The sequence below is a fragment of the Serratia sp. CY43202 genome (assembly GCF_052168755.1).
GTDB lineage: Bacteria > Pseudomonadota > Gammaproteobacteria > Enterobacterales > Enterobacteriaceae > Serratia > Serratia bockelmannii.
In genome coordinates, this window is record NZ_JBJNMB010000001.1 from 241,067 (window position 1) to 259,906 (window position 18,840).

Below are 18,840 nucleotides of genomic sequence, written 5' to 3' on the forward strand. Positions count from 1 at the left end.
AAGTACCGTGGTTTTCCTCCTCTAAGCCTACGCTGTCAGTACAGAAAAAGAGGGGGATGATATGGAACTCAAGATCGACAAGGTGATCGAAACGGTGCTGTACGTCAGCGATATTGAACGCGCGGACGCTTTTTACCGGGAGGTGCTGAAACTGCCGGCGATGGTCGCTAACGAACGGTTTCGCGCCTATAACGTCGGCGATCGAAGCGTACTGTTGCTGTTTATCGAGGGCGACTCGCTGCGCGGGGCGCACTATCCTACCGGGTTTATTCCTGCGCACGATGGCGTGGGGCCAGCGCATATCGGGCTGGCGGTGGCGAAAGCGCAACTGCCACACTGGGAACGGCATCTGACGGCCAACGGCGTGGAGATTGAGGGGCGGATGCGCTGGGAACACGGCGGGGAGAGTATTTATTTTCGCGATCCCGACGCCCACCTGTTAGAACTGGTGACGCCGGGCATCTGGGCCAATTACTGATCGAACCCGCCTTGTGCCAGCAACGCCAGAGCGGCATTCAGCACCTGCAGCGCCGCCTGCGGTTGCCGCTCTATCTGCACTCTGACGATGGCGCCGTCGATCAGCATCGCCAGCATTGCTGCCTGCTGTTCCTGCTGTGGGCCGGCGGGCAGGTGACGTGCCAGTTCCTCCGCCATTTGCCGCTTATGCCGGCTGGCGATGTGCAGGCTTTCCGGCAGCAGATCGGCGATTTCCACCGCCGTATTGATAAATGCGCAGCCGCGAAAGCGCGGTTCGTCGAACCACTCCGCCAGGCAGGGCGCCAACGCCGGCAGCAGCCCACCGGTTTGCGCCACATGATGGGCCAGCGATGTGCTGAACCAGGTGAGCCACTGCTGATGGCGATAGGTCAAAAACGCCGTAATTAAATCATTCTTGCTGGGAAAGTGGCGATAGAAGGTCACCTTGGTCACGCCCGATTCTTTGATGATGCGATCGATGCCGGTGGCGCGGATCCCTTCTTGATAAAACAGATCGTGCGCCGTCAGCAGGATACGCTGGCGGGCGGGTAAGGCGTTGAGATCGGCGGTCATCATTTTCTCCCTGGCTATTTCCGAGTGATTGTAGACAACTCTGTCTACATGCGCTAGCGTAATGATGTAGACAGAGTTGTCTACACGCCTTCACTTAGGAGATAAACATGAGTATTAAACCCCCATTGCCGCCTTTTACCCGCGAATCCGCTATCGAGAAGGTGCGGCTGGCGGAGGATGCCTGGAATAGCCGCGATCCCGAACGTGTATCGCAGGTGTATTCCCTCGATACCCACTGGCGTAACCGCGCGGAATTTGTCGATGGGCGCGCGGCGGTGGTCGGCTTTTTGCAACGCAAGTGGGCGAAAGAACTGGAGTATCGGCTGATTAAGGAGCTGTGGGCGTTTGACGGCGCGCGCATCGCGGTGCGTTTTGCCTATGAATGGCGCGACGATTCCGGCAACTGGTATCGCAGCTTCGGCAATGAGAACTGGGAGTTCAATCAGGAGGGGCTGATGATCAACCGTCACGCCTGCATCAACGACATGCCGATCCGCGAACAGGATCGGCGTTTTCATTGGCCGCTCGGCCGGCGCCCGGACGATGTCCCGGCCCTGAGCGATTTCGGTTTTTGAATCTGATGGGATGCTGCGATGGCCTTTTGAGAGCAAAAGCGCACCGATCGACAAAGGGGAATTTGTAGAAAAGCCTTCCCGCTTCTAGACTTAGGGAACAACAAATGCACTCCAAGAGGACAAGCTATGACGAAGAAGTTGGTTTTGGCCGTCGGCACTGCGGCGGTATTCTCCATTCTTGCCGGTTGTACCACCTATGATCGCGCAGCCAGCTATGTCAATGAGCCGGTGGTCAGCGATGTCAAAGTAGGGATGACCAAGCAGCAGGTGCGGGCTATCGCGGGTCCACCGTCGACCACTGCCACACTGGTTCATGCGCAGGGCACCTGCGACACCTATGCGGTGGCGCCGCGCGACGGCAAGGTGCAAACCTACTTTGTCAGCTACAACGACACGGGCCATGTCATGAACAAGGGCTATCAAACCTGTTCAGACTACGATTCTCAGCCGAAATAATCGCGTTTCGGCCGACCAAAAAAGCCTCGCTTGCGCGGGGCTTTTCATTTTTTAAGCGTTTAAGGCCTGAAGTTTAGGCAACTGCACCGGTTGTGCCATTTTTTTGCATCAAAACGATAGACATTTCATAACGGTATCGCTAATATCAGCGCCCATTGGAAGGATGGCCGAGTGGTTTAAGGCAACGGTCTTGAAAACCGTCGAGTGTAACAGCTCCCAGAGTTCGAATCTCTGTCCTTCCGCCAAATTCAGCCGGCTTAGCTCAGTAGGTAGAGCAACTGACTTGTAATCAGTAGGTCACCAGTTCGATTCCGGTAGCCGGCACCATGACAGAGGCCCCAGCAGCGATGCTGGGGCTTTTTGTTATGGTATTGGTGCGCTAGAAAAGTGCACACTGCAGCAGCGCGCGCTTCGAATAGCATCGATATTAACATTAACCAACCGATAACCGGATGGGGGAGGCACCGCGTCAATCCCATTAGCCAAGGGCTGAACGTTTGCATATACTGGCGGAAATATAGCCGGTGGGCGAGTCCGGCTATCAGACAGGGTTCAAATATCAGTGACCAGCCACTGATCCGCTTCTTCGAACATCTCTTCCAACATTCGGTTCAGCTTCTCACGATCGCTTTTGCTGGCGTCGGAGTTCAGGCCGTTGGCCTGCATCGGCTTCACGCGCACCTCCGCCTCCGGGAACAGCACATGCACGCGTTTTTCCAGCTCGTTGCGAATAATCTCGGCGGCGTTGGGTAGCCCAGCGACGTTGCGCTTGTCGTACACTAATTCTACAAACATGACTCACCTGTAAACACTGATTTAATGTACAGTATTTTGGCCTGAGGAAGGCGGGTTGGCAAGAGGAGGGCGCAATTTTGCATAAGGCGTTTATTCTTACTTGCGCAGCGGGCGGCCAAGCCTGCCACGGCATCATTTCTTTACGTCTGGCCAGTGGTCTGCATTTTCCCCGCTCACTTCGGGCGTGAATATTCAAAGGGCACGATTATCCCCCGCAGTCTACATTTTTCTCCCTTACAAATCAGTACGTAAGGCGGTGGCGTCGGGCTGGGGCTCCCTGGTGTTGGGGGCCCGGCGCCACCTTTCTGGTCGCCGTTCTTGGCATAATATCGATCAACGCAGGTACGCGTCGGAACTCGGCGCTACGGGCGCTGACGCAGCTTCTTCGCGTTCTGACAGAGAAAAAATCCCGAGTGTTGGGCAATGGTCGCTCTATGAGCGCTGAATAAAGCATTCATCTTATTTCCTTTAAAATTATTAAACCGGGATGCGGTTTGCTCTCCAGGTTGGCTTCTGTGCGTTAAATTGCTGCGGGGTTAATGATCAGCATTTTGGGTTTCTCCCGCGTCAGCTATGGCGTGACCCGGGCGTTGTAAAGCGCCTTTGATGTTTGATGAACGGGATATGAGTTAGCCTGCTCAGACAGCCATTTCATAAGTAAATTGAATCATTTAAAAAGCAACCAATCACGTTCGGTAATAACGGCGATTCACAATAAAATAATTATATTACAATGCATTATATTTATATTTCGTATACCAAAGGCCCCGAGCCATTGTCATGCCCACCCTGTAAGTGGTTTAATGTTTTTGATTCACTTTAATGACACTAAAGTATAGGTTTAAAACATTATAATGCAACCAAACAACATTAAAATATCAGAAGAAAATGGTATGTCATTGAAAATGATAGGTGAAAACCTTACTTACCTCATGCGCCTGCACGGGATTGACGCCAGTCGGTTGAGCAGCGAAACAGGGATAGGTATTGCCACGATCAATAATCTGAGGAAAGGCGTGGGGAATCCCACGATCTCTACGCTTGCGTCCATTGGTGAATTTTTCAGCGTAAAAGTAGGGGAGCTGACTGACAAGGATTTAAGCGTCACGGGAGAGGCCAAACACAATGTGAGATCGCTTCCACTCATTAGCTACAGCGATGTAGAACGTTTTCTGGCCAACACGATCAGAACGGCAGATACCTATACGACAGAAGTCGATGACATGACGGACGATTCGCTGTTTGTGGTAGAGATAACGAATAATTCACTGTCGCCTGAATTAGACCGTGGAACGTATTGTGTGATCTCGCTCAAGGAGCCATTTTGCGATGGCGATATCGTCCTGGTTAAGCTGAAAAATTACCCAATATGCTTAAGGCGAGTTTTTGTTTCCGACGGCGACTTGTTGTTTACAAACATCTCATTAGATTCAGATAGCAGTGTGAAGTCCTATAGCGATTATGCGATCGTCGGTGTTCTATTGAAAACGATAAAGAGGCTGAAATAAATGGACTTATTTAATATAATGAGAAGGTTAAGAAAAATATACTCTCCCAGTTACCTCTATACGTTAGATCGTAGCGTGATCCGAACGGCGGATGGATATTGGCTTTTCAAAGAGTTTGGCACCCATACTTTCGTGAAAAAAAACTGGGGGCAACTCATCGAGGGCGATTTTCTCAGGCATGTTAATCCGAAAGATATCGCTTTTATCGCCGAGACCGAATCTAAAATAAAAATCGCCTCGGCCAAACTGTCGATTCATGAAGAGAAACGAAACTGTATGTGGACGTTGAAAAACGATGTTGATTCGATATCAATATCAGGGGCGGATTTTCTAAGGGATCGCGATCTTGTCGACAAAACCGAGTCCTTGGATGCGACGAAAATAGCCTTTTATGCCGGGGTAAAGGAAGGCAGAGCACTCTCTGCCTCATTGAAAAATGCTAAGAAAAGCGACAGGTCTAAAAAAACAATACTGACGTTGATTAAATAAACCAGGGTTCGACGTGAATATGCTCATCGAACGTAATCACGCTGAAAGCCGAATTGTCTATGCTGCTGACAGCGCTTGTGCCGTTCTTCCATTGCGAACAAATCGCCGGGGAAACAGAGACTAAGGTTTCCCCCAGCTTTCTTTGGAATAGCGTATGTGCATGGCCTGAGCCGATAAACTTAACGTTTAATCGTTGGCAGAGGCTCAAAAACTCCTCGGCATTGTTTAACATACAGCTATCAACAATCGGGGTGCCTACCGGAATAGGGTGATGATGCAAGAAGACGGCGACCTTTTTATTGTCACTTGCGACGATGGCTTTTTCAAGCGTGTCGAGCGCATGCGTCGAGACCCTGCCGAAATCTTCGTTATCGACCACCGAGTCGATGCTGAGCATGCGCCATTCGTCATCTTCAAACGAGTTTATATCGTAGCTGCCGCCCTGTTTACGGGCTGTATCGTCCAGGTTCTTTTTGTTGTCGTGGTTGCCTGGGAAAAAATAGAAAGGTAAGGAAGTGCGGTTCATTATCTTAAAGAAGCGCTCATAAGAGGGGATATCGCCATCATGAGAGATGTCACCCGTCACAATGATTAAGTCGGCATTGATTTTATCGGCATTGGCATTAATGAAGTCAATGGCCCTGTCGAAATTAGCAAGATGCTTCGAAGCCAGCGCGCTTTCATTAGGCATAATATGTATGTCGCTAATCTGAATTACTTTCATGTGAGACCCTGTTGATATTACTTAAATGGATTGTATGAGGTGCCCCAATCATAATGATCGGTATTTTCTATCTTCTTCACCCACTCGACTAAGGCGATGGCGAGCGGCAGTAATACAATAGAGACGACAACTTTATAAGACCACGTCGTGCTTATGATGTTAACCAACTCCATGAAGGTGTATTTTCCTGAAAGACTGATCGGATAGGCTGTCAGCAACAGGGCGGCCTGTGTAGACATGGAGCCCACAATATATCGGATAAAGAAGTATTTGCCGGAGAAGATAATCTTCATCTTTGAAATAATAAAACCATTGGCGAAATAAGCGACCGGAACGGACACCCAGGTGCCTATCATGACTCGCCAGAATTCATGGTATAAAGAATAATAGTGTGTGGCGATATCGTTGTTTTCTGGCTGAATAACGGCTGAGAGATTAAGTATTATGACATATAAGCTTTGGCAGAACACCATGATCCATATTGCTCTTACCGACAATTTATAGCCGTAAACCTCAGTCAGCAATGTGGATATCAAGAAACACAAGGAGAATACAATGCCGCTTGCCGTTATTTTAAAACCATAGATATCAAAGACCTTATAAACCAACGTGTCGCAGGTGATCATAATGGTCACCGTCAGGCCAACAAAAAGGCCATAGAGCTTGAGATTTCCTTGCATTTTTATTCCTTATTTAGTCCGTGTTCTTCTGTTATTCATAATCCATACTCATTTAAAACGTCAAACGGGCGGCCAGATAGTGGCGTAATGATGCTCGAGCCATGTTGCATGGTCATCATTTCTCTTTATTCAAGGCAACGCCCCTTCTTTCCCACACGGGGTTCCTGAAGGCGAAAGCGCTACACTGGGTTTTGCGGAGAATGCTGATAGCCTGTTGGTTGAGAAAAGGTGATTCTACCGTAATTAATTAATATTTCTAATAAATATATTGCCTGGATCGCGCTGTGTCAATCAAGGAAAGAGGAATACGGGACGTTAGCTTGATGAGGGCTTTATGCATTCACTCCCGGGGCGTGGGCGGCAGAGCCTGCAGCTGAATCACCAATTCCGCCAGGCTAGCGGCCTGCATTTTCTCCATCACTTTCGCCCGGTGAACCTCTACGGTGCGCAGCGCGATATTCAGCCGCTCCGCCATTTCCCGATTCATCATGCCTCGCACCACCAACTGCGCGATGTCGCGTTCTTTCGGTGTGAGCGTATGGTAGCGGCCGCAAGTTTCATGGCGCTGCTGGGCTTTGGCCGAGACCTGCTGCGCCCGTTCGAGGGCGGCGATTAACGGTTCAGCGGCGATCGGTTTTTGCAGGAAGTCCACCGCCCCGTACTTCATCTGCTCCACCGCCATCGGCATGTCGCCATGGCCGGACAGGAACACCACCGCCAGCGTACTACCGCGGCGGCGCAGCTCAGCGTAGGCCTGATGCCCATCGAGTATCGGCATCCGCATGTCCAGCAAGACGATCCCGGTCTGAAACAGATCGGCCTGCGCCAAAAAGCCGGCGCTGTCATTCCAGCACTGCACGTCGTGGCCGAGGCTGGTCAGCAAAAAATGGCAGGCGTCGGTGACGGCGGCGTCATCGTCCACCAGATGAATTAGCGACATGGTTTTCCTCATCGTTCAATATGAAATGCAGCGTTATGCACAGCCCATTGCGGCTGTCGGGGGCGGGGCGGTTAGCCAGGCGGATTTCGCCGCCGCCGTAGCGGGCCAGGCGCCGGCAAATGGCTAACCCCAGCCCCATGCCGCCGGCTTTGGTGGTGTTGAAGGGGCGAAAAGCCTGTTCCAGCCCGGCCGTTGTCATGCCGCCCGCGTTGTCCTGCAGATGCAACTCGATCGCCCGTTCGCTCTGGACGGCGGAAAGCCAGACGGCGTTGGCTCCGGCCTGCGCCGCATTCAGCAGCAGGTTCGCCAGCAACTGTTCCAGCAGCGCCGGCGGCAGGGTTAGCGTCAGCGAAGGCGCCACGTTGTTGAACAGTTTCAGGTCGGGATAGCGCTGCGTCAGGCGCAGCAGCGTCCACACCCGCTCGGCGGTTTCGCTTACCGCCGCGGGTCGCCAGCGTGTTTGGTCTATCGCCTCAGCGGTGGGCTGCACCCACTGGCGCAGGTTATGAATTGTCTCGCCGCCGCGCTGCGCCTGTCGGTCGATATTTTCCAACGGACCCAACAGCGGATGCCCGGCGTCCGTTTTGCGCAGTTGGATCAGGCATCCCTGCGCATAAAGGCGAATAGCCGCCAACGGTTGATTGAGCTCGTGCGCGAAGCCGGAGGCCATTTCCCCCAGCACGTTCAGCTGCCTGGCGTTCTCCAGCGCCTGCTCCTGCCGCCGCAGTTGCTCTCCGGCATGGAGCAACTGCCGCCCGCGCCGGCGTACCAGCAGCGCGATCCAGATATGGTTGACGATCAACAGCGCCAGCACCGCCAGCGACAGGCCGACGGCCGTCTGATGCTGGATCAGCCAGCTCTTGATATCCAGCCACAGCCGCCGCTGTTCCGGGTGTTGATTGACGGCGCGCAGCAAGGCTTCCACCTCGCTGGTCGAGACCGGTGCGCCCCATTGAAAGGGAGACTGCGGAGGTGCGGTCAGCAAGGCTCTTGCCACCGCATCCACCAGTGAGTTATCCAGGCCGGGCAGGGCGGCGAACGACCAGTTGGGGTAAAGTGGCGTGCTGCTGACGCAGGGAACCGATGTGGGCCGTTGCAACAGCGGGCGAAAATCCGCCGGGTTGATCAGGCCTTCTCGATCCATTTTCTCCAGCAGGCAGACGGGGACGATGGCGGCCTGAATGGCGCGCTCGCGCAACAGATAGAGCAGGGCATCGGCAGGGAAACCGGTAAAGCGCAGGTGGAAATCGCGATCGGGCCGCATACCGGCATCGCTGAGCGCCTTATAGCCGGTCAGATAGCCGCCGAAGGCCTGCGGATCGATGGCGCCCAGCGTTTTGCCCATCAGCGCCTGCGGCGTCGTGATGCCGCTGTCGCGCCGCACCAGAATCACGCTGCCGATGATGTTGCCCGTTGCCCGATCGCCGTTGGCGGCGCGCAATGATGCCAGCCAGCGCAGATGATAGCGGCTGTTCAACTGCACGAACTGCGCCGGATTAGTGACCACGAACTGCACGCTGCCCCGATTGACCGCTTCGCGCATCTGCGTCAGATCGAGCGGCTGCAGGCGGAAGCGCTCACCGCCGACACTGCCGTTGAGGCTGTCGATCAGCGGCTGCCAGTCACGCGCGGTCGCCGCATCGCCGCGCATCGCCAGCACGCCGACCGACCACTCTCCCGCCTGTGCCGCCATCCCCCAACCGAGACTGAACAGCAGTAATAACACGACCCTCACAGCCCCTCCTGATGGGCAATTTGCCTGCCGCCACTTGTTTTAGATCAACGTTGGGGCCGGTATGTGGTTAACCACAATAGAGCGCCATCGATGCCATTTTTACACTGTAAATCATCGACATTGTTTATTCATCTAACGGGCATCAATAGCGTGATCGGGGTGATGCCCAGGGCGTGGGAGAGGCGCATGGACTTCAGTAAACGGCAGTTTTTGCAGCAGCTGGGCGTGTTGACGGCGGGGGCTTCGCTGATCCCCGTGGCGGAGGCCGGGCTGACGTTAGCGCCGACGCGGCGCGAGGGGGATGCGAGCCGCCGCTACGCGATGCTGATCGATCTGCGGCGCTGCGTCGGGTGCCAGGCCTGTACCGTGAGCTGCGCCATTGAAAACCAGACGCCGCACGGCGAGTTTCGCACCACGGTAAACCAGTACCAGGTCAGCCTCGAAGGTGAAGCGGTGGCGACCAACGTGCTGCTGCCCAGGCTGTGCAACCACTGCGACAACCCACCCTGCGTGCCGGTGTGCCCGGTACAGGCCACTTTCCAGCGTGAGGACGGGATCGTGGTGATCGACAACACGCGCTGCGTGGGGTGTGCCTATTGCGTGCAAGCCTGCCCGTACGATGCCCGCTTTATCAATCACGCCACCCAAACGGCGGACAAATGTACCTTCTGCGTACACCGGCTGGAGGCGGGATTGTTGCCGGCGTGCGTGGAGTCGTGCGTGGGCGGGGCGCGGATCATCGGTGACATGCGCGATCCGCACAGCACGCTGAGCAAAATGCTGCGGTGCCATGAGGCCGAGATCAACGTCCTCAAGCCGGAGAACCAAACCGCGCCCCATGTGTTCTATCTGGGGCTGGATGACGCCTTCGTCACGCCGCTGCCGGGGCGGGCGCAGGTTGCCTTATGGGGGGAGGGACGATGAGTCGCCAACTGATGATCGCAGAAGTGCTGGGCCAACCGCAGGCGGTGAGCTGGCTGCCGTGGGCCGTGCAATATTTCTTCTTTATCGGCATCGCTGCCTGTGCTGCGCTGCTGGCCTGCGTGTGGCGCTGGCGCGGTGGAGATAACGCCGCGCATCTGGAGCGCATGGCGCTGTTTATTGGGCTGACGTGCGCCATCACCGCACCGCTGGCGCTGACCGCCGACCTGCATCAAACCGCCCGCTTCTGGCATTTCTACGCCTACCCGACGCCCTGGTCGTGGATGCCGTGGGGCGCGCTGTTCTTGCCGCTCTTTACCCTGCTGATCGGCCTGTGGTTTCTCGCTCTCGAATTTGCGCGGCTGACGGGCAGGCCGGTTGCGTTGCTGCGTGGGATTGCGCCCGCTTGCGCGCTGGTGGCTATTGGCCTGCTGTTGTACACCGGGCGTGAGGTTTCCGTCGTGCGTGCCCGCCCAATCTGGTTCAGCTACGCATTTCCGATCGTGATGTTCCTCAGCGCGCTGCAGGCGCTCTTGGCCTTGCTGCTGCTGACATTGCGCGAACGGCCCGGTCTGCAGGCGCCGCTGGCGCGCGGGATGCTGCTGACGTTACTGCTGCTCGGCGGGGCGATCCTGCTGTGGGTATGCGGCGATACGTTATCCGGCGCGGCGGTACGCCACTGGCTGCAGACGCAGGCGATGGCGCGCCGGTATGCCGTGGGATGGATTGCGCTGTGGGGGCTGACGCTGGCGTGCGCCGCTTGGGCCGGCTCTCGGCGCTTGCCGCGCGGCGGTACGACGCTGCTGGTGGCCGGCGCACTGGGGCTGAGTTGGCTGATGCGCTGGACGCTGTTGATCGAGGTGCAAACCATCCCGAAATACAACGCGACGTATTCCCCTTATAGCCTGCCGCTCGGCACCGATGGCTTGCTGGCGATCGTCGGCACTTTCGGGTTGTGGCTGGCGTTAATGATCATGGTGCGTGAAGCACAGGCGTTTTTACTGCGGAGAAAACAACATGGCTAAACTCACCCGGCGTCAGTGGTTGAAAGTGGGCCTGGCCTTTGGCGGATTGTCCGCTTTCGGCCTGAGCTATCGCGAGGTCGCCAAACGGGCGATAGACGGCTTGATTCACGGCACTTCAGGGCGGGTGACCCTGGATCGCATCAACGGCAACTCCCTGCCACCCGAAGGGCGGGCAAGGCCGGAATGGCAAGGCAATCCGCAGCAGGCCATCTCGATGACCCAGTGTTTCGGCTGCTGGACGCAATGCGGCGTGCGGGTGCGGGTGGACAGGCAGACCGACCGGGTATTGCGCATTGCCGGCAACCCGTATCATCCGCTGTCTCAGGAACGGCACGTCGACTCGGCCTTGCCGCTGCAGGACGCGTTGGCGCAGCTGGGCGGCGAAAGCGGCCTCGACGCCCGTTCCACCGCCTGCGCGCGCGGCGCCACGCTGCTGGAAGGGCTTTACAGCCCGCTGCGCGTGCTGGAGCCGATGAAGCGGGTCGGCAAACGCGGCGAGGGCAAGTGGCAGCGCATCAGCTTTGAGCAGTTGATCGCTGAAGTGGTGGAAGGCGGCGATCTGTTCGGCGAGGGGCATGTGGAGGGCCTGCGGGCGATCCGCGATCTGGAGACGCCGATCGATGCCCGGCAGCCGGGGCTGGGGCCGAAAGCCAATCAGCTGTTGGTGACCAACGCCGGTGACGACGGGCGCGACGGCTTCCTGCGGCGTTTCGCCCAGAACAGTTTCGGCAGCAAAAACTTCGGCGCGCACGGCGCATACTGCGGGCTGGCCTACCGTGCCGGTTCCGGTGCGCTGATGAACGATCTGGACAAAAATCCGCACGTAAAACCCGACTGGGAACAGGTCGAATTCGCGCTGTTTATGGGGACCTCGCCGGCACAGTCCGGCAACCCGTTCAAGCGCCAGGCTCGGCAACTGGCCAGCGCCAGATTGCGCAGCGAGTTCCGTTATGCGGTAGTGGCGCCGGCGCTGCCACTGACCACCACATTGGCGGACGATCATGGCCATTGGATCCCGATATTGCCGGGCACCGACTCGGCGCTGGCGATGGCAATGATCCGTTGGATCCTCGACCACCGGCGTTATCAGGCCGGTTATCTCGCCATCCCGTCCGAGGCCGCCATGCAACGTGCCGGCGAGAAGAGCTGGACCAACGCCACGCATCTGGTGATCGCCGAGAGCGAGCATCCGCGGGCGGGGCAGCATCTGACGTTGGCCGATCTGAATGGCGCCGAGTCGGCGTCGCCGTTGGTGGTCAACGGCGCGGGGGAACTGGTGGCGGCCGAGGCGTGCGACAGCGCCGAGCTGTGGGTAAGCCGTACGGTGACGCTGCACGACGGCGTGCAGGTGGGGGTGAAAAGCGGCTTCCAGTGTTTGAAAGAGGCCGCCGACAAGCTGTCGCCGGAGGCGTACAGCCGGCAATGCGGCGTGCCGGTGGCACGCATCGCGGCACTGGCCGAGGCCTTTACCGCCCACGGGCGCAAGGCGGCGGTGATCGCCCATGGCGGGATGATGGCGGCAAACGGGTTTTACAATACCTGGTCGGTGATGATGCTTAACGTGCTGATCGGCAACCTGAGCCTGGCGGGAGGCGTGTTCGTCGGCGGCGGAAAATTCAACGGCTTCGCTGAGGGGCCGCGCTATAACCTGGTCGAGTTTCCCGGCCTGGTAAAACCGAAGGGCCTGAATATCGCGCGCAGCAAGGCCGCCTATGAAACCTCCGACGAGTACCGCGAAAAAGTGGCGGCGGGCGTTTCCCCCTGGCCGGCCAGGGCGCCCTGGTATCCGTTCGTCGCCGGGCAACTGACCGAGCTGCTGACATCGGCGTTGGCAGGGTATCCGTACGGGCTGAAAGCCTGGATCTCGAACATGACCAACCCCTTGTACGGTATCGCCGGGTTGCGTAGCGTGGCGGAGGAACGATTGAAAGATCCGGCGCGTTTGCCGCTGTTTATCGCTATCGATGCGTTTATCAACGAAACGACGGCGCTGGCCGACTATATCGTCCCGGACACCCATAACTTTGAGAGCTGGGGGTTCAGCGCCCCCTGGGGCGGCGTCGCCAGCAAGGCCACTACCGCGCGCTGGCCGATAGTGACGCCGGCGACCGCGAAAACGGCGCAAGGGCAGCCGATTTCCATGGAGGCGTTTTGCATCGCCGTCGCTAAACGCCTGGCGCTGCCGGGGTTCGGCGATCGCGCTATCGGCGACGGCCAGGGCGAGCTGCTGCCGCTCAACCGTGCCGAGGATTATTATCTGCGCGCCGCCGCCAACGTGGCGTTTGCCGGCAAGGCGCCGGTGCCGGCCGCGAGGGCGGACGAACTGACGCTGAGCGGCGTCGATCGCTTGTTGCCGCAGCTTGCGCAGACGCTGCGCGCCGATGAAATCGACCGCGTGGCGTTTATTTACAGCCGCGGCGGCCGGTTCGCCGATCACGACAGCGGCCGCCGCGACGGCAGCGTGGGCAACCGGTGGGAGAAACCGCTGCAGATCTGGAATGCGGAAGTGGCGCAGCACCGGCATGCGATCACCGGTGAGCGCTTCAGCGGCTGCCCCACCTGCTATCCGGCGCGTTTGTCGGACGGCCGCGCGGTGGAAGCGCTCTACCCTGAGCAGCAGTGGCCACTGCGCCTGATGTCCTTCAAATCCAACGTGATGAGCAGCTCCACCGTGGTGATCCGGCGCCTGCACGACGTGAAACCGGTGAACCTGGTGGCGCTGAACCCGGAGGACGGAGCGCGTTTCGGCATTCAACACGGCGACCGGGTACGTATCAGCACGCCGGGCGGCAGTCGAGAGGTGCAGATCAGTTTACTGGCGGGCGTGATGCCCGGCGTGATCGCGGTGGAACACGGCTACGGCCACTGGGAGATGGGGGCCAGTCAGCACTACCTGGACGGCGAACCGCTGGCGATGGATGAGCGCATCGCCGCCGGCATCAACCTCAACGATTTGGGCTTTGCCGATCCGACGCGCGAAGTGCCGAATACCTGGCTGGATTGGGTGACCGGTGCGGCGGTGCGTCAGGGGATCCCTGCGACCATCGTCAAACTTTCCGCGTAGGCGCAGCCGTAATGGCCTGCTGTGGCAGCTGGTTTTACGGTGCGGGGGGTTAAGCCTGCGTCAGCAGCTGCAAAAAGCGGCTCAGCGCGGCAAAAGGCGGTTCGCTGTTGCGCCAGAAGACGCCCACGCTGCCTTTCTGCTCTATCTTCGGCAGATTCAGGATCGCCAGCTGCCCCTGGCTGGCATAACGCTGCGCCAGCCGTAGAGAAAGAATGGAGATCATATCGCTGCTTTGCAGCAGGTTGGTACTGACGTTCATGGATGCCGATTCAACCGTGTTTTCGGGCAGCATCACGCCGTTATCCGCCAGCGCATTATCAATGCTGAGGCGGATGGGCGTGCCGGTCGGCCAGACAATCCAGCGCCAGTGGGTGAGATCGCGCCAGGTGAGGGAGGCGGATTCCGCCAGCGGATGGTGAGGGCGGGCAACAAAGCATACCGGTTCGGTGTAGAGCACTTGATAGTTGAGCGGCAGTTGCAGCGCCCGCCCGCCAACGCGGCCCACGACGACGTCCACCGCGCCCGCGATCAGATCGTGCAGCAGCGGGGTCATCACCTTTTCCTCAATATTGAGATGCAGCGTTGGCATTTCCTGCAGCAGGCTCAATATGGCCTGCGAAACGCAGTCGGTGGCGACCGGCGAACAGCCGATTTTCAGGCTTCCCACCAGCCCGCCTTGCTTAAAGCGGGCGATTTCAGACTGCGAACGCTCGAGATCGTTGACCAAGCGCTGCGCATGCTGAAGCAGCAGTTTCCCCCCCTCGGAGGGGCGCAGCCCTTTGCTATGCCGCTCAAACAGCGTGATCCCAATCTCATCTTCGAGCTGTGACAACCATTTTGACAGAGCGGGTTGGGAGATGTTCATCATCCGGGCAACGTGGGTCAGATTTCCCTGCTCACCCAACGCCACCAACATTTGCAGATGGTGAAGTTTCATTTTCTGCGCCCAGTTCGCCATTTGCTATAACCCTCCGGTTATGTCTCTGCCTGAAAAGCCATTGTACATTTTATCGCTAAGGATACAAATTCGTAACATACCTAAAACAAGACAGACATCTCCCTACCTGCACCGAGGCGCTCACTATGACTCAACGGCGTGATTTACAAGCACTGATCGATGCTGCTCCCATCGGTAAGACGCAGTGGCGCGTTATCATCTGCTGCTTTTTGGTGGTGATGTTCGACGGTTTTGACACCGCCGCCATTGGTTTCATCGCACCCGACATCCGTACCCAATGGCAACTGACCGCCGGCGAACTGGCACCGCTGTTTGGCGCGGGGTTGTTGGGATTGACGGCGGGCGCACTGCTTTGCGGCCCGCTTTCTGACCGCTTTGGCCGCAAGCGCGTCATCGAACTTTGCGTGGCGCTGTTTGGCACGCTGAGCCTGATTTCGGCCTTCTCCCCCGATATGCCAACGCTGGTCATTTTACGTTTTCTCACCGGCCTGGGGTTGGGGGGCGCGATGCCGAACACCATCACGATGACCTCTGAATATCTGCCTGCTCGCCGCCGTGGTGCGCTGGTCACGCTGATGTTCTGCGGTTTCACGCTCGGTTCAGCCCTGGGCGGGATCGTCAGCGCCCAACTGGTGCCGGTGATGGGGTGGCACGGCATTTTGGTGCTCGGAGGCGTTTTGCCGCTGATGCTCTTTGTGGTGCTGCTGTTTGCCCTGCCGGAATCCCCGCGCTGGCAGGTCCGCCGCCAACTGCCGCGCAAGGTGATTGCCAAAACGGTCAGCGGCATCACCCGAGAGTGCGATGAAGAGACCCATTTTTACCTCAACGAAGCCGCTACGGCGGCCAAAGGGAGCATCAGCCCGCTGTTTGCCGGCCGCCAGCTGCGCATTACTCTCATGCTCTGGGCGGTTTTTTTTATGAGCCTGTTGATTATCTATCTGCTCTCCAGTTGGATGCCGACGCTGCTTAACCATCGCGGTATAGATCTGCAGCATGCCTCTTGGGTGACCGCCGCTTTCCAGATGGGCGGAACGCTGGGGGCGCTGGGGCTGGGCGCGTTGATGGACAAATACAATCCCTTCCGGGTGTTAGCGGCGAGCTACGCCCTGGGCGCCGCGTGTATCGTCATGATTGGTCTGAGCGAGAACGGCCTGTGGCTGATGGCGCTGGCCATCTTCGGCACCGGCATCGGCATCAGCGGTTCGCAGGTTGGGCTGAATGCCTTGACCGCCACGCTCTATCCGACACAAAGCCGGGCGACCGGCGTCAGCTGGTCCAATGCCATTGGCCGCTGCGGCGCGATTGTCGGCTCGCTTGCCGGCGGCGTGATGATGGCGATGAATTTCTCATTCGATACGCTATTTTTCATTATTGCCGTGCCGGCGGCGATCAGTACGGTGATGTTAATGCTGCTGACGGCTGTCGTTCGCCAGTCTGCCCCAGCCCCTGATACGTTGCCTCGCGCAGCGTCGTGAATGAAAAGGAGAATCCCTATGCCTGAACGCAATCAGGATGTTAATCCCAGCCGCCAGCAGTTCTACCGGCATATTTCCGGGCAGAACCTGACCCCATTGTGGGAGTCGCTGCACCATTTGGTGCCGCAAACGCCGAATGCAAACTGCGCTCCGGCTTACTGGAACTATCAGGCGATTCGCCCGCACCTGCTGGCCAGCGGCGAGTTGATTGGCGCCAAAGAGGCGGTTCGCCGCGTGCTGGTGCTGGAAAACCCGATGCTGCGCGGACAGTCCTCCATCACCCCGACGCTGTATGCCGGATTGCAGTTGATCATGCCGGGCGAAGTCGCGCCGAGCCATCGCCATAATCAGTCGGCATTGCGTTTTATCGTCGAGGGGAAAGGGGCATTTACCGCCGTTGACGGTGAACGTACGCAAATGCATGAAGGCGACTTCATTTTGACGCCGCAGTGGCGCTGGCACGATCACGGTAATCCCGGCGAGGAGCCGGTGGTATGGCTGGACGGGCTGGATCTGCCGCTGGTGAACCTGCTGGGTTGCGGTTTCGCGGAAGACTATCCGCAAGAGCAGCAGCCCGTGACGCGCCAGGAGGGGGATTATTTACCGCGCTATGCGGCCAATATGCTGCCGCTGCGCCATCAGAAAGGCAACTCATCGCCCATTTTCAACTACCGCTACGATCGCAGCCGGGAAGCGCTGCACGACCTCACCCGCATGGGGGACGCCGACGAGTGGGACGGCTACAAGATGCGCTACGCCAACCCGGTGACCGGCGGCTATCCCATGCCCTCGATGGGCGCCTTCCTGCAGCTGCTGCCGAAAGGCTTTTCCTCACGGAAGGCGCGCACCACGGACAGCACCATTTACCACGTGGTGGAAGGGCGCGGCCAGGTCAGCATCGGCAGCGAAACCCTTCACTTTTCGGCAAAAGATATCTTCGTGGCGCCGACCTGGTTCGACGTGTCGTTTCAGGCGGACGAAGACACCGTGTTATTCAGTTTCTCGGACAGGCCGGTTCAGGAAGCCCTGGGACTGTTCCGCGAAGCACGTTATTAATTTGGGAGAGACAAAATGACGCAATACGTATTTGCACCGCAAGCCCCTGTGACGGTTCCTGTTGTGGGGAGTGATAAACAGTTTCCCGTGCGCCGTGTCTACTGCGTCGGGCGTAACTATGCTGCGCATGCCCGCGAAATGGGCTTTGACCCGGATCGTGAGCCACCGTTTTTCTTCTGCAAGCCTGCCGATGCGGTGGTGCCGGTGGCGGCCGGCGAAACGCTGGCGTTGCCGTATCCGTCGCAAACCGACAACTATCACTACGAAATCGAACTGGTGGTGGCGATTGGCAAACGGGGGAGCGATATTCCGCTGGAAAAGGCGCATGAATACATTTGGGGATATGCCACAGGCCTGGACATGACCCGCCGCGATCGGCAGATGGACATGCGTCAGATGGGGCGCCCATGGGAAATCGGCAAGTCGTTCGATCTTTCTGCGCCCATCGCGCCATTGCATAAAGCCGGCGACAGCGCCGACGTGAACAACGCGCCTATCTGGCTGCAGGTCAACGGCAGCGATCGCCAGCGCAGCGACATCCGCCATCTGATCTGGTCGGTGAATGAAACCATCAGCTATCTGTCCGGCTTTTTTGAGCTGCAGCCCGGCGATCTGATTTTTACCGGGACGCCGGAAGGGGTGGGCGCGGTGGTGAAAGGCGATGTGATTACCGGCAATGTAGAGGGGCTAACCCCAATCGCCGTGAAGATTGTCTGAGCCGATTCAGAGGTGAATGATGAAGCTGTACAGTTTCTTTAATAGCTCAGCGTCCTACCGCGTGCGCATTGCGCTGGCGCTGAAAGGCCTCCATTACCAGACGGTGGGGGTCAATATTCGCATCGGGCAGCAGAATGAGCTGGCATATCGGCGAATGAACCCGGTCGGACTGGTGCCGACGCTGCTCACGGACGACGGTGAGTCTCTCAGCCAGTCGCTGGCGATTATTGACTGGCTGGATCGCCATTTTCCTCAGTCGCCGCTGTTACCGACGGCCGATCCGGCGCGCAGCCGGATACTGGAAATCGTTTATGTTATTGCCTGCGATATTCATCCGGTAAATAACCTGCGGGTTTTACGCTACCTGAGTGAAGAGCTGAAGGTGAGTGAGGAAGAGAAAAAACGCTGGTATGCGCACTGGATCCGCCAAGGGCTGAGCGCCGTAGAACAGCTGTTGCTCCAGAGGCCGCCAGGACCCTTCTGCGTTGGCGATACCCCGACGTTGGCGGATTGCTGCCTGATCCCTCAGTGGGCGAATGCCCTGCGGATGGGGTGCGATCTGAGCGGGTACCCGCGCTGTAAAGCGGTTTACGACGCCTGTACTCGTCTCCCGGCGTTCATCGCCGCGGCGCCCGAAAACCAACAAGACAAAATCTCAGCCTGAGCCCGAAA

General features: G+C 57.8%; 19 protein-coding genes and 2 tRNA genes. 14 read left to right on the plus strand and 7 right to left on the minus strand.

Annotated features, from left to right (window positions below; translation table 11 throughout):
* Window positions 1-61 precede the first annotated feature (61 nt).
* A complete protein-coding gene (locus ACJ8J5_RS01180) occupies window positions 62-478 on the plus strand; it encodes a VOC family protein (protein WP_025303633.1) in 417 nt (138 codons plus the stop codon).
* On the opposite strand, the gene ACJ8J5_RS01185 is transcribed toward ACJ8J5_RS01180, so the two are convergent.
* Window positions 472-1,050: a TetR/AcrR family transcriptional regulator gene (locus tag ACJ8J5_RS01185; RefSeq protein ID WP_049203662.1), complete on the minus strand. Its 579-nt coding sequence runs from the start codon at window positions 1,048-1,050 to the stop codon at window positions 472-474. The two genes, ACJ8J5_RS01180 and ACJ8J5_RS01185, sit on opposite strands and share 7 nt — an antisense overlap.
* A gap of 107 nt (window positions 1,051-1,157) precedes the next feature.
* Here ACJ8J5_RS01185 and ACJ8J5_RS01190 point away from each other — a divergent pair, with 107 nt between their 5' ends.
* The 4 genes from ACJ8J5_RS01190 (at window position 1,158) to ACJ8J5_RS01205 (ending at window position 2,408) form a co-directional block, all read left to right on the plus strand.
* Entirely contained in the window at window positions 1,158-1,625 is a 468-nt protein-coding gene (locus tag ACJ8J5_RS01190; protein WP_025303631.1) for a nuclear transport factor 2 family protein, read from the plus strand.
* 126 nt (window positions 1,626-1,751) lie between these two features.
* Complete coding sequence (gene osmE / locus ACJ8J5_RS01195; protein WP_025303630.1) at window positions 1,752-2,081, plus strand: osmotically-inducible lipoprotein OsmE; 330 nt, start codon at window positions 1,752-1,754, stop codon at window positions 2,079-2,081.
* A 157-nt stretch (window positions 2,082-2,238) separates the two neighbouring features.
* Window positions 2,239-2,326 (plus strand) — tRNA-Ser (locus tag ACJ8J5_RS01200).
* 6 nt (window positions 2,327-2,332) lie between these two features.
* A tRNA-Thr gene (locus ACJ8J5_RS01205) sits at window positions 2,333-2,408 on the plus strand.
* A gap of 225 nt (window positions 2,409-2,633) precedes the next feature.
* On the opposite strand, the gene ACJ8J5_RS01210 is transcribed toward ACJ8J5_RS01205, so the two are convergent.
* Window positions 2,634-2,876 carry a DinI family protein gene (locus tag ACJ8J5_RS01210; RefSeq protein ID WP_025303629.1) on the minus strand — a complete coding sequence of 81 codons (243 nt, stop codon included), beginning with the start codon at window positions 2,874-2,876 and terminating at the stop codon, window positions 2,634-2,636.
* Between the two features lie 854 nt (window positions 2,877-3,730).
* Between ACJ8J5_RS01210 and ACJ8J5_RS01215 the strand changes: the two genes are divergently transcribed.
* Both ACJ8J5_RS01215 and ACJ8J5_RS01220 read left to right on the plus strand, forming a co-directional pair.
* Entirely contained in the window at window positions 3,731-4,384 is a 654-nt protein-coding gene (locus tag ACJ8J5_RS01215; RefSeq protein WP_414105077.1) for a helix-turn-helix domain-containing protein, read from the plus strand.
* The gene (locus ACJ8J5_RS01220; RefSeq protein WP_043136490.1) at window positions 4,385-4,873 is read left to right on the plus strand and encodes a hypothetical protein; all 489 of its coding nucleotides are present in this window, start codon (window positions 4,385-4,387) and stop codon (window positions 4,871-4,873) included.
* On the opposite strand, the gene ACJ8J5_RS01225 is transcribed toward ACJ8J5_RS01220, so the two are convergent.
* The 4 genes from ACJ8J5_RS01225 to ttrS form a co-directional block, all read right to left on the minus strand.
* Window positions 4,866-5,597 carry a metallophosphoesterase family protein gene (locus tag ACJ8J5_RS01225; protein ID WP_043136485.1) on the minus strand — a complete coding sequence of 244 codons (732 nt, stop codon included), beginning with the start codon at window positions 5,595-5,597 and terminating at the stop codon, window positions 4,866-4,868. The genes ACJ8J5_RS01220 and ACJ8J5_RS01225 overlap by 8 nt on opposite strands.
* A gap of 17 nt (window positions 5,598-5,614) precedes the next feature.
* The gene (locus ACJ8J5_RS01230) at window positions 5,615-6,277 is read right to left on the minus strand and encodes a VUT family protein (protein ID WP_148123603.1); all 663 of its coding nucleotides are present in this window, start codon (window positions 6,275-6,277) and stop codon (window positions 5,615-5,617) included.
* A gap of 340 nt (window positions 6,278-6,617) precedes the next feature.
* Window positions 6,618-7,217 carry a tetrathionate respiration response regulator TtrR gene (gene ttrR / locus ACJ8J5_RS01235; RefSeq protein ID WP_414105078.1) on the minus strand — a complete coding sequence of 200 codons (600 nt, stop codon included), beginning with the start codon at window positions 7,215-7,217 and terminating at the stop codon, window positions 6,618-6,620.
* Window positions 7,189-8,910, minus strand: a complete 1,722-nt coding sequence (gene ttrS / locus ACJ8J5_RS01240) for a tetrathionate respiration histidine kinase TtrS (protein ID WP_236689672.1) — start codon at window positions 8,908-8,910, stop codon at window positions 7,189-7,191. The genes ttrR and ttrS overlap by 29 nt, the downstream gene beginning before the upstream one ends.
* A gap of 228 nt (window positions 8,911-9,138) precedes the next feature.
* Between ttrS and ttrB the strand changes: the two genes are divergently transcribed.
* From ttrB to ttrA, 3 genes are read left to right on the plus strand one after another with little or no spacing between them, the layout of a single operon-like run.
* Window positions 9,139-9,876, plus strand: coding sequence for a tetrathionate reductase subunit TtrB (gene ttrB / locus ACJ8J5_RS01245; RefSeq protein ID WP_025303622.1), 738 nt, complete (start codon window positions 9,139-9,141; stop codon window positions 9,874-9,876).
* Window positions 9,873-10,898: a tetrathionate reductase subunit TtrC gene (ttrC, locus tag ACJ8J5_RS01250; RefSeq protein WP_148123600.1), complete on the plus strand. Its 1,026-nt coding sequence runs from the start codon at window positions 9,873-9,875 to the stop codon at window positions 10,896-10,898. The genes ttrB and ttrC overlap by 4 nt, the downstream gene beginning before the upstream one ends.
* Window positions 10,891-13,962, plus strand: a complete 3,072-nt coding sequence (gene ttrA / locus ACJ8J5_RS01255; protein WP_414105079.1) for a tetrathionate reductase subunit TtrA — start codon at window positions 10,891-10,893, stop codon at window positions 13,960-13,962. Before ttrC ends, ttrA begins: the two co-directional genes overlap by 8 nt.
* A 49-nt stretch (window positions 13,963-14,011) precedes the next feature.
* Here the strand turns inward: ttrA and ACJ8J5_RS01260 are convergent, their stop codons facing one another.
* Complete coding sequence (locus tag ACJ8J5_RS01260; protein WP_060433674.1) at window positions 14,012-14,920, minus strand: LysR family transcriptional regulator; 909 nt, start codon at window positions 14,918-14,920, stop codon at window positions 14,012-14,014.
* Between the two features lie 125 nt (window positions 14,921-15,045).
* Between ACJ8J5_RS01260 and mhbT the strand changes: the two genes are divergently transcribed.
* Genes mhbT through maiA form a run of 4 tightly spaced genes read left to right on the plus strand, consistent with a single transcriptional unit; the run spans window position 15,046 to window position 18,832 of the window.
* Window positions 15,046-16,395: a 3-hydroxybenzoate transporter MhbT gene (mhbT, locus tag ACJ8J5_RS01265; RefSeq protein WP_025303618.1), complete on the plus strand. Its 1,350-nt coding sequence runs from the start codon at window positions 15,046-15,048 to the stop codon at window positions 16,393-16,395.
* Between the two features lie 18 nt (window positions 16,396-16,413).
* On the plus strand, window positions 16,414-17,451 hold the full coding sequence (gtdA, locus tag ACJ8J5_RS01270) for a gentisate 1,2-dioxygenase (RefSeq protein WP_049208494.1): 1,038 nt from the start codon (window positions 16,414-16,416) through the stop codon (window positions 17,449-17,451).
* A gap of 15 nt (window positions 17,452-17,466) precedes the next feature.
* The gene (locus ACJ8J5_RS01275) at window positions 17,467-18,168 is read left to right on the plus strand and encodes a fumarylacetoacetate hydrolase family protein (RefSeq protein ID WP_025303616.1); all 702 of its coding nucleotides are present in this window, start codon (window positions 17,467-17,469) and stop codon (window positions 18,166-18,168) included.
* A 19-nt stretch (window positions 18,169-18,187) separates the two neighbouring features.
* The gene (gene maiA, locus ACJ8J5_RS01280; RefSeq protein WP_049208527.1) at window positions 18,188-18,832 is read left to right on the plus strand and encodes a maleylacetoacetate isomerase; all 645 of its coding nucleotides are present in this window, start codon (window positions 18,188-18,190) and stop codon (window positions 18,830-18,832) included.
* The last annotated feature ends 8 nt before the right edge of the window (window positions 18,833-18,840 follow it).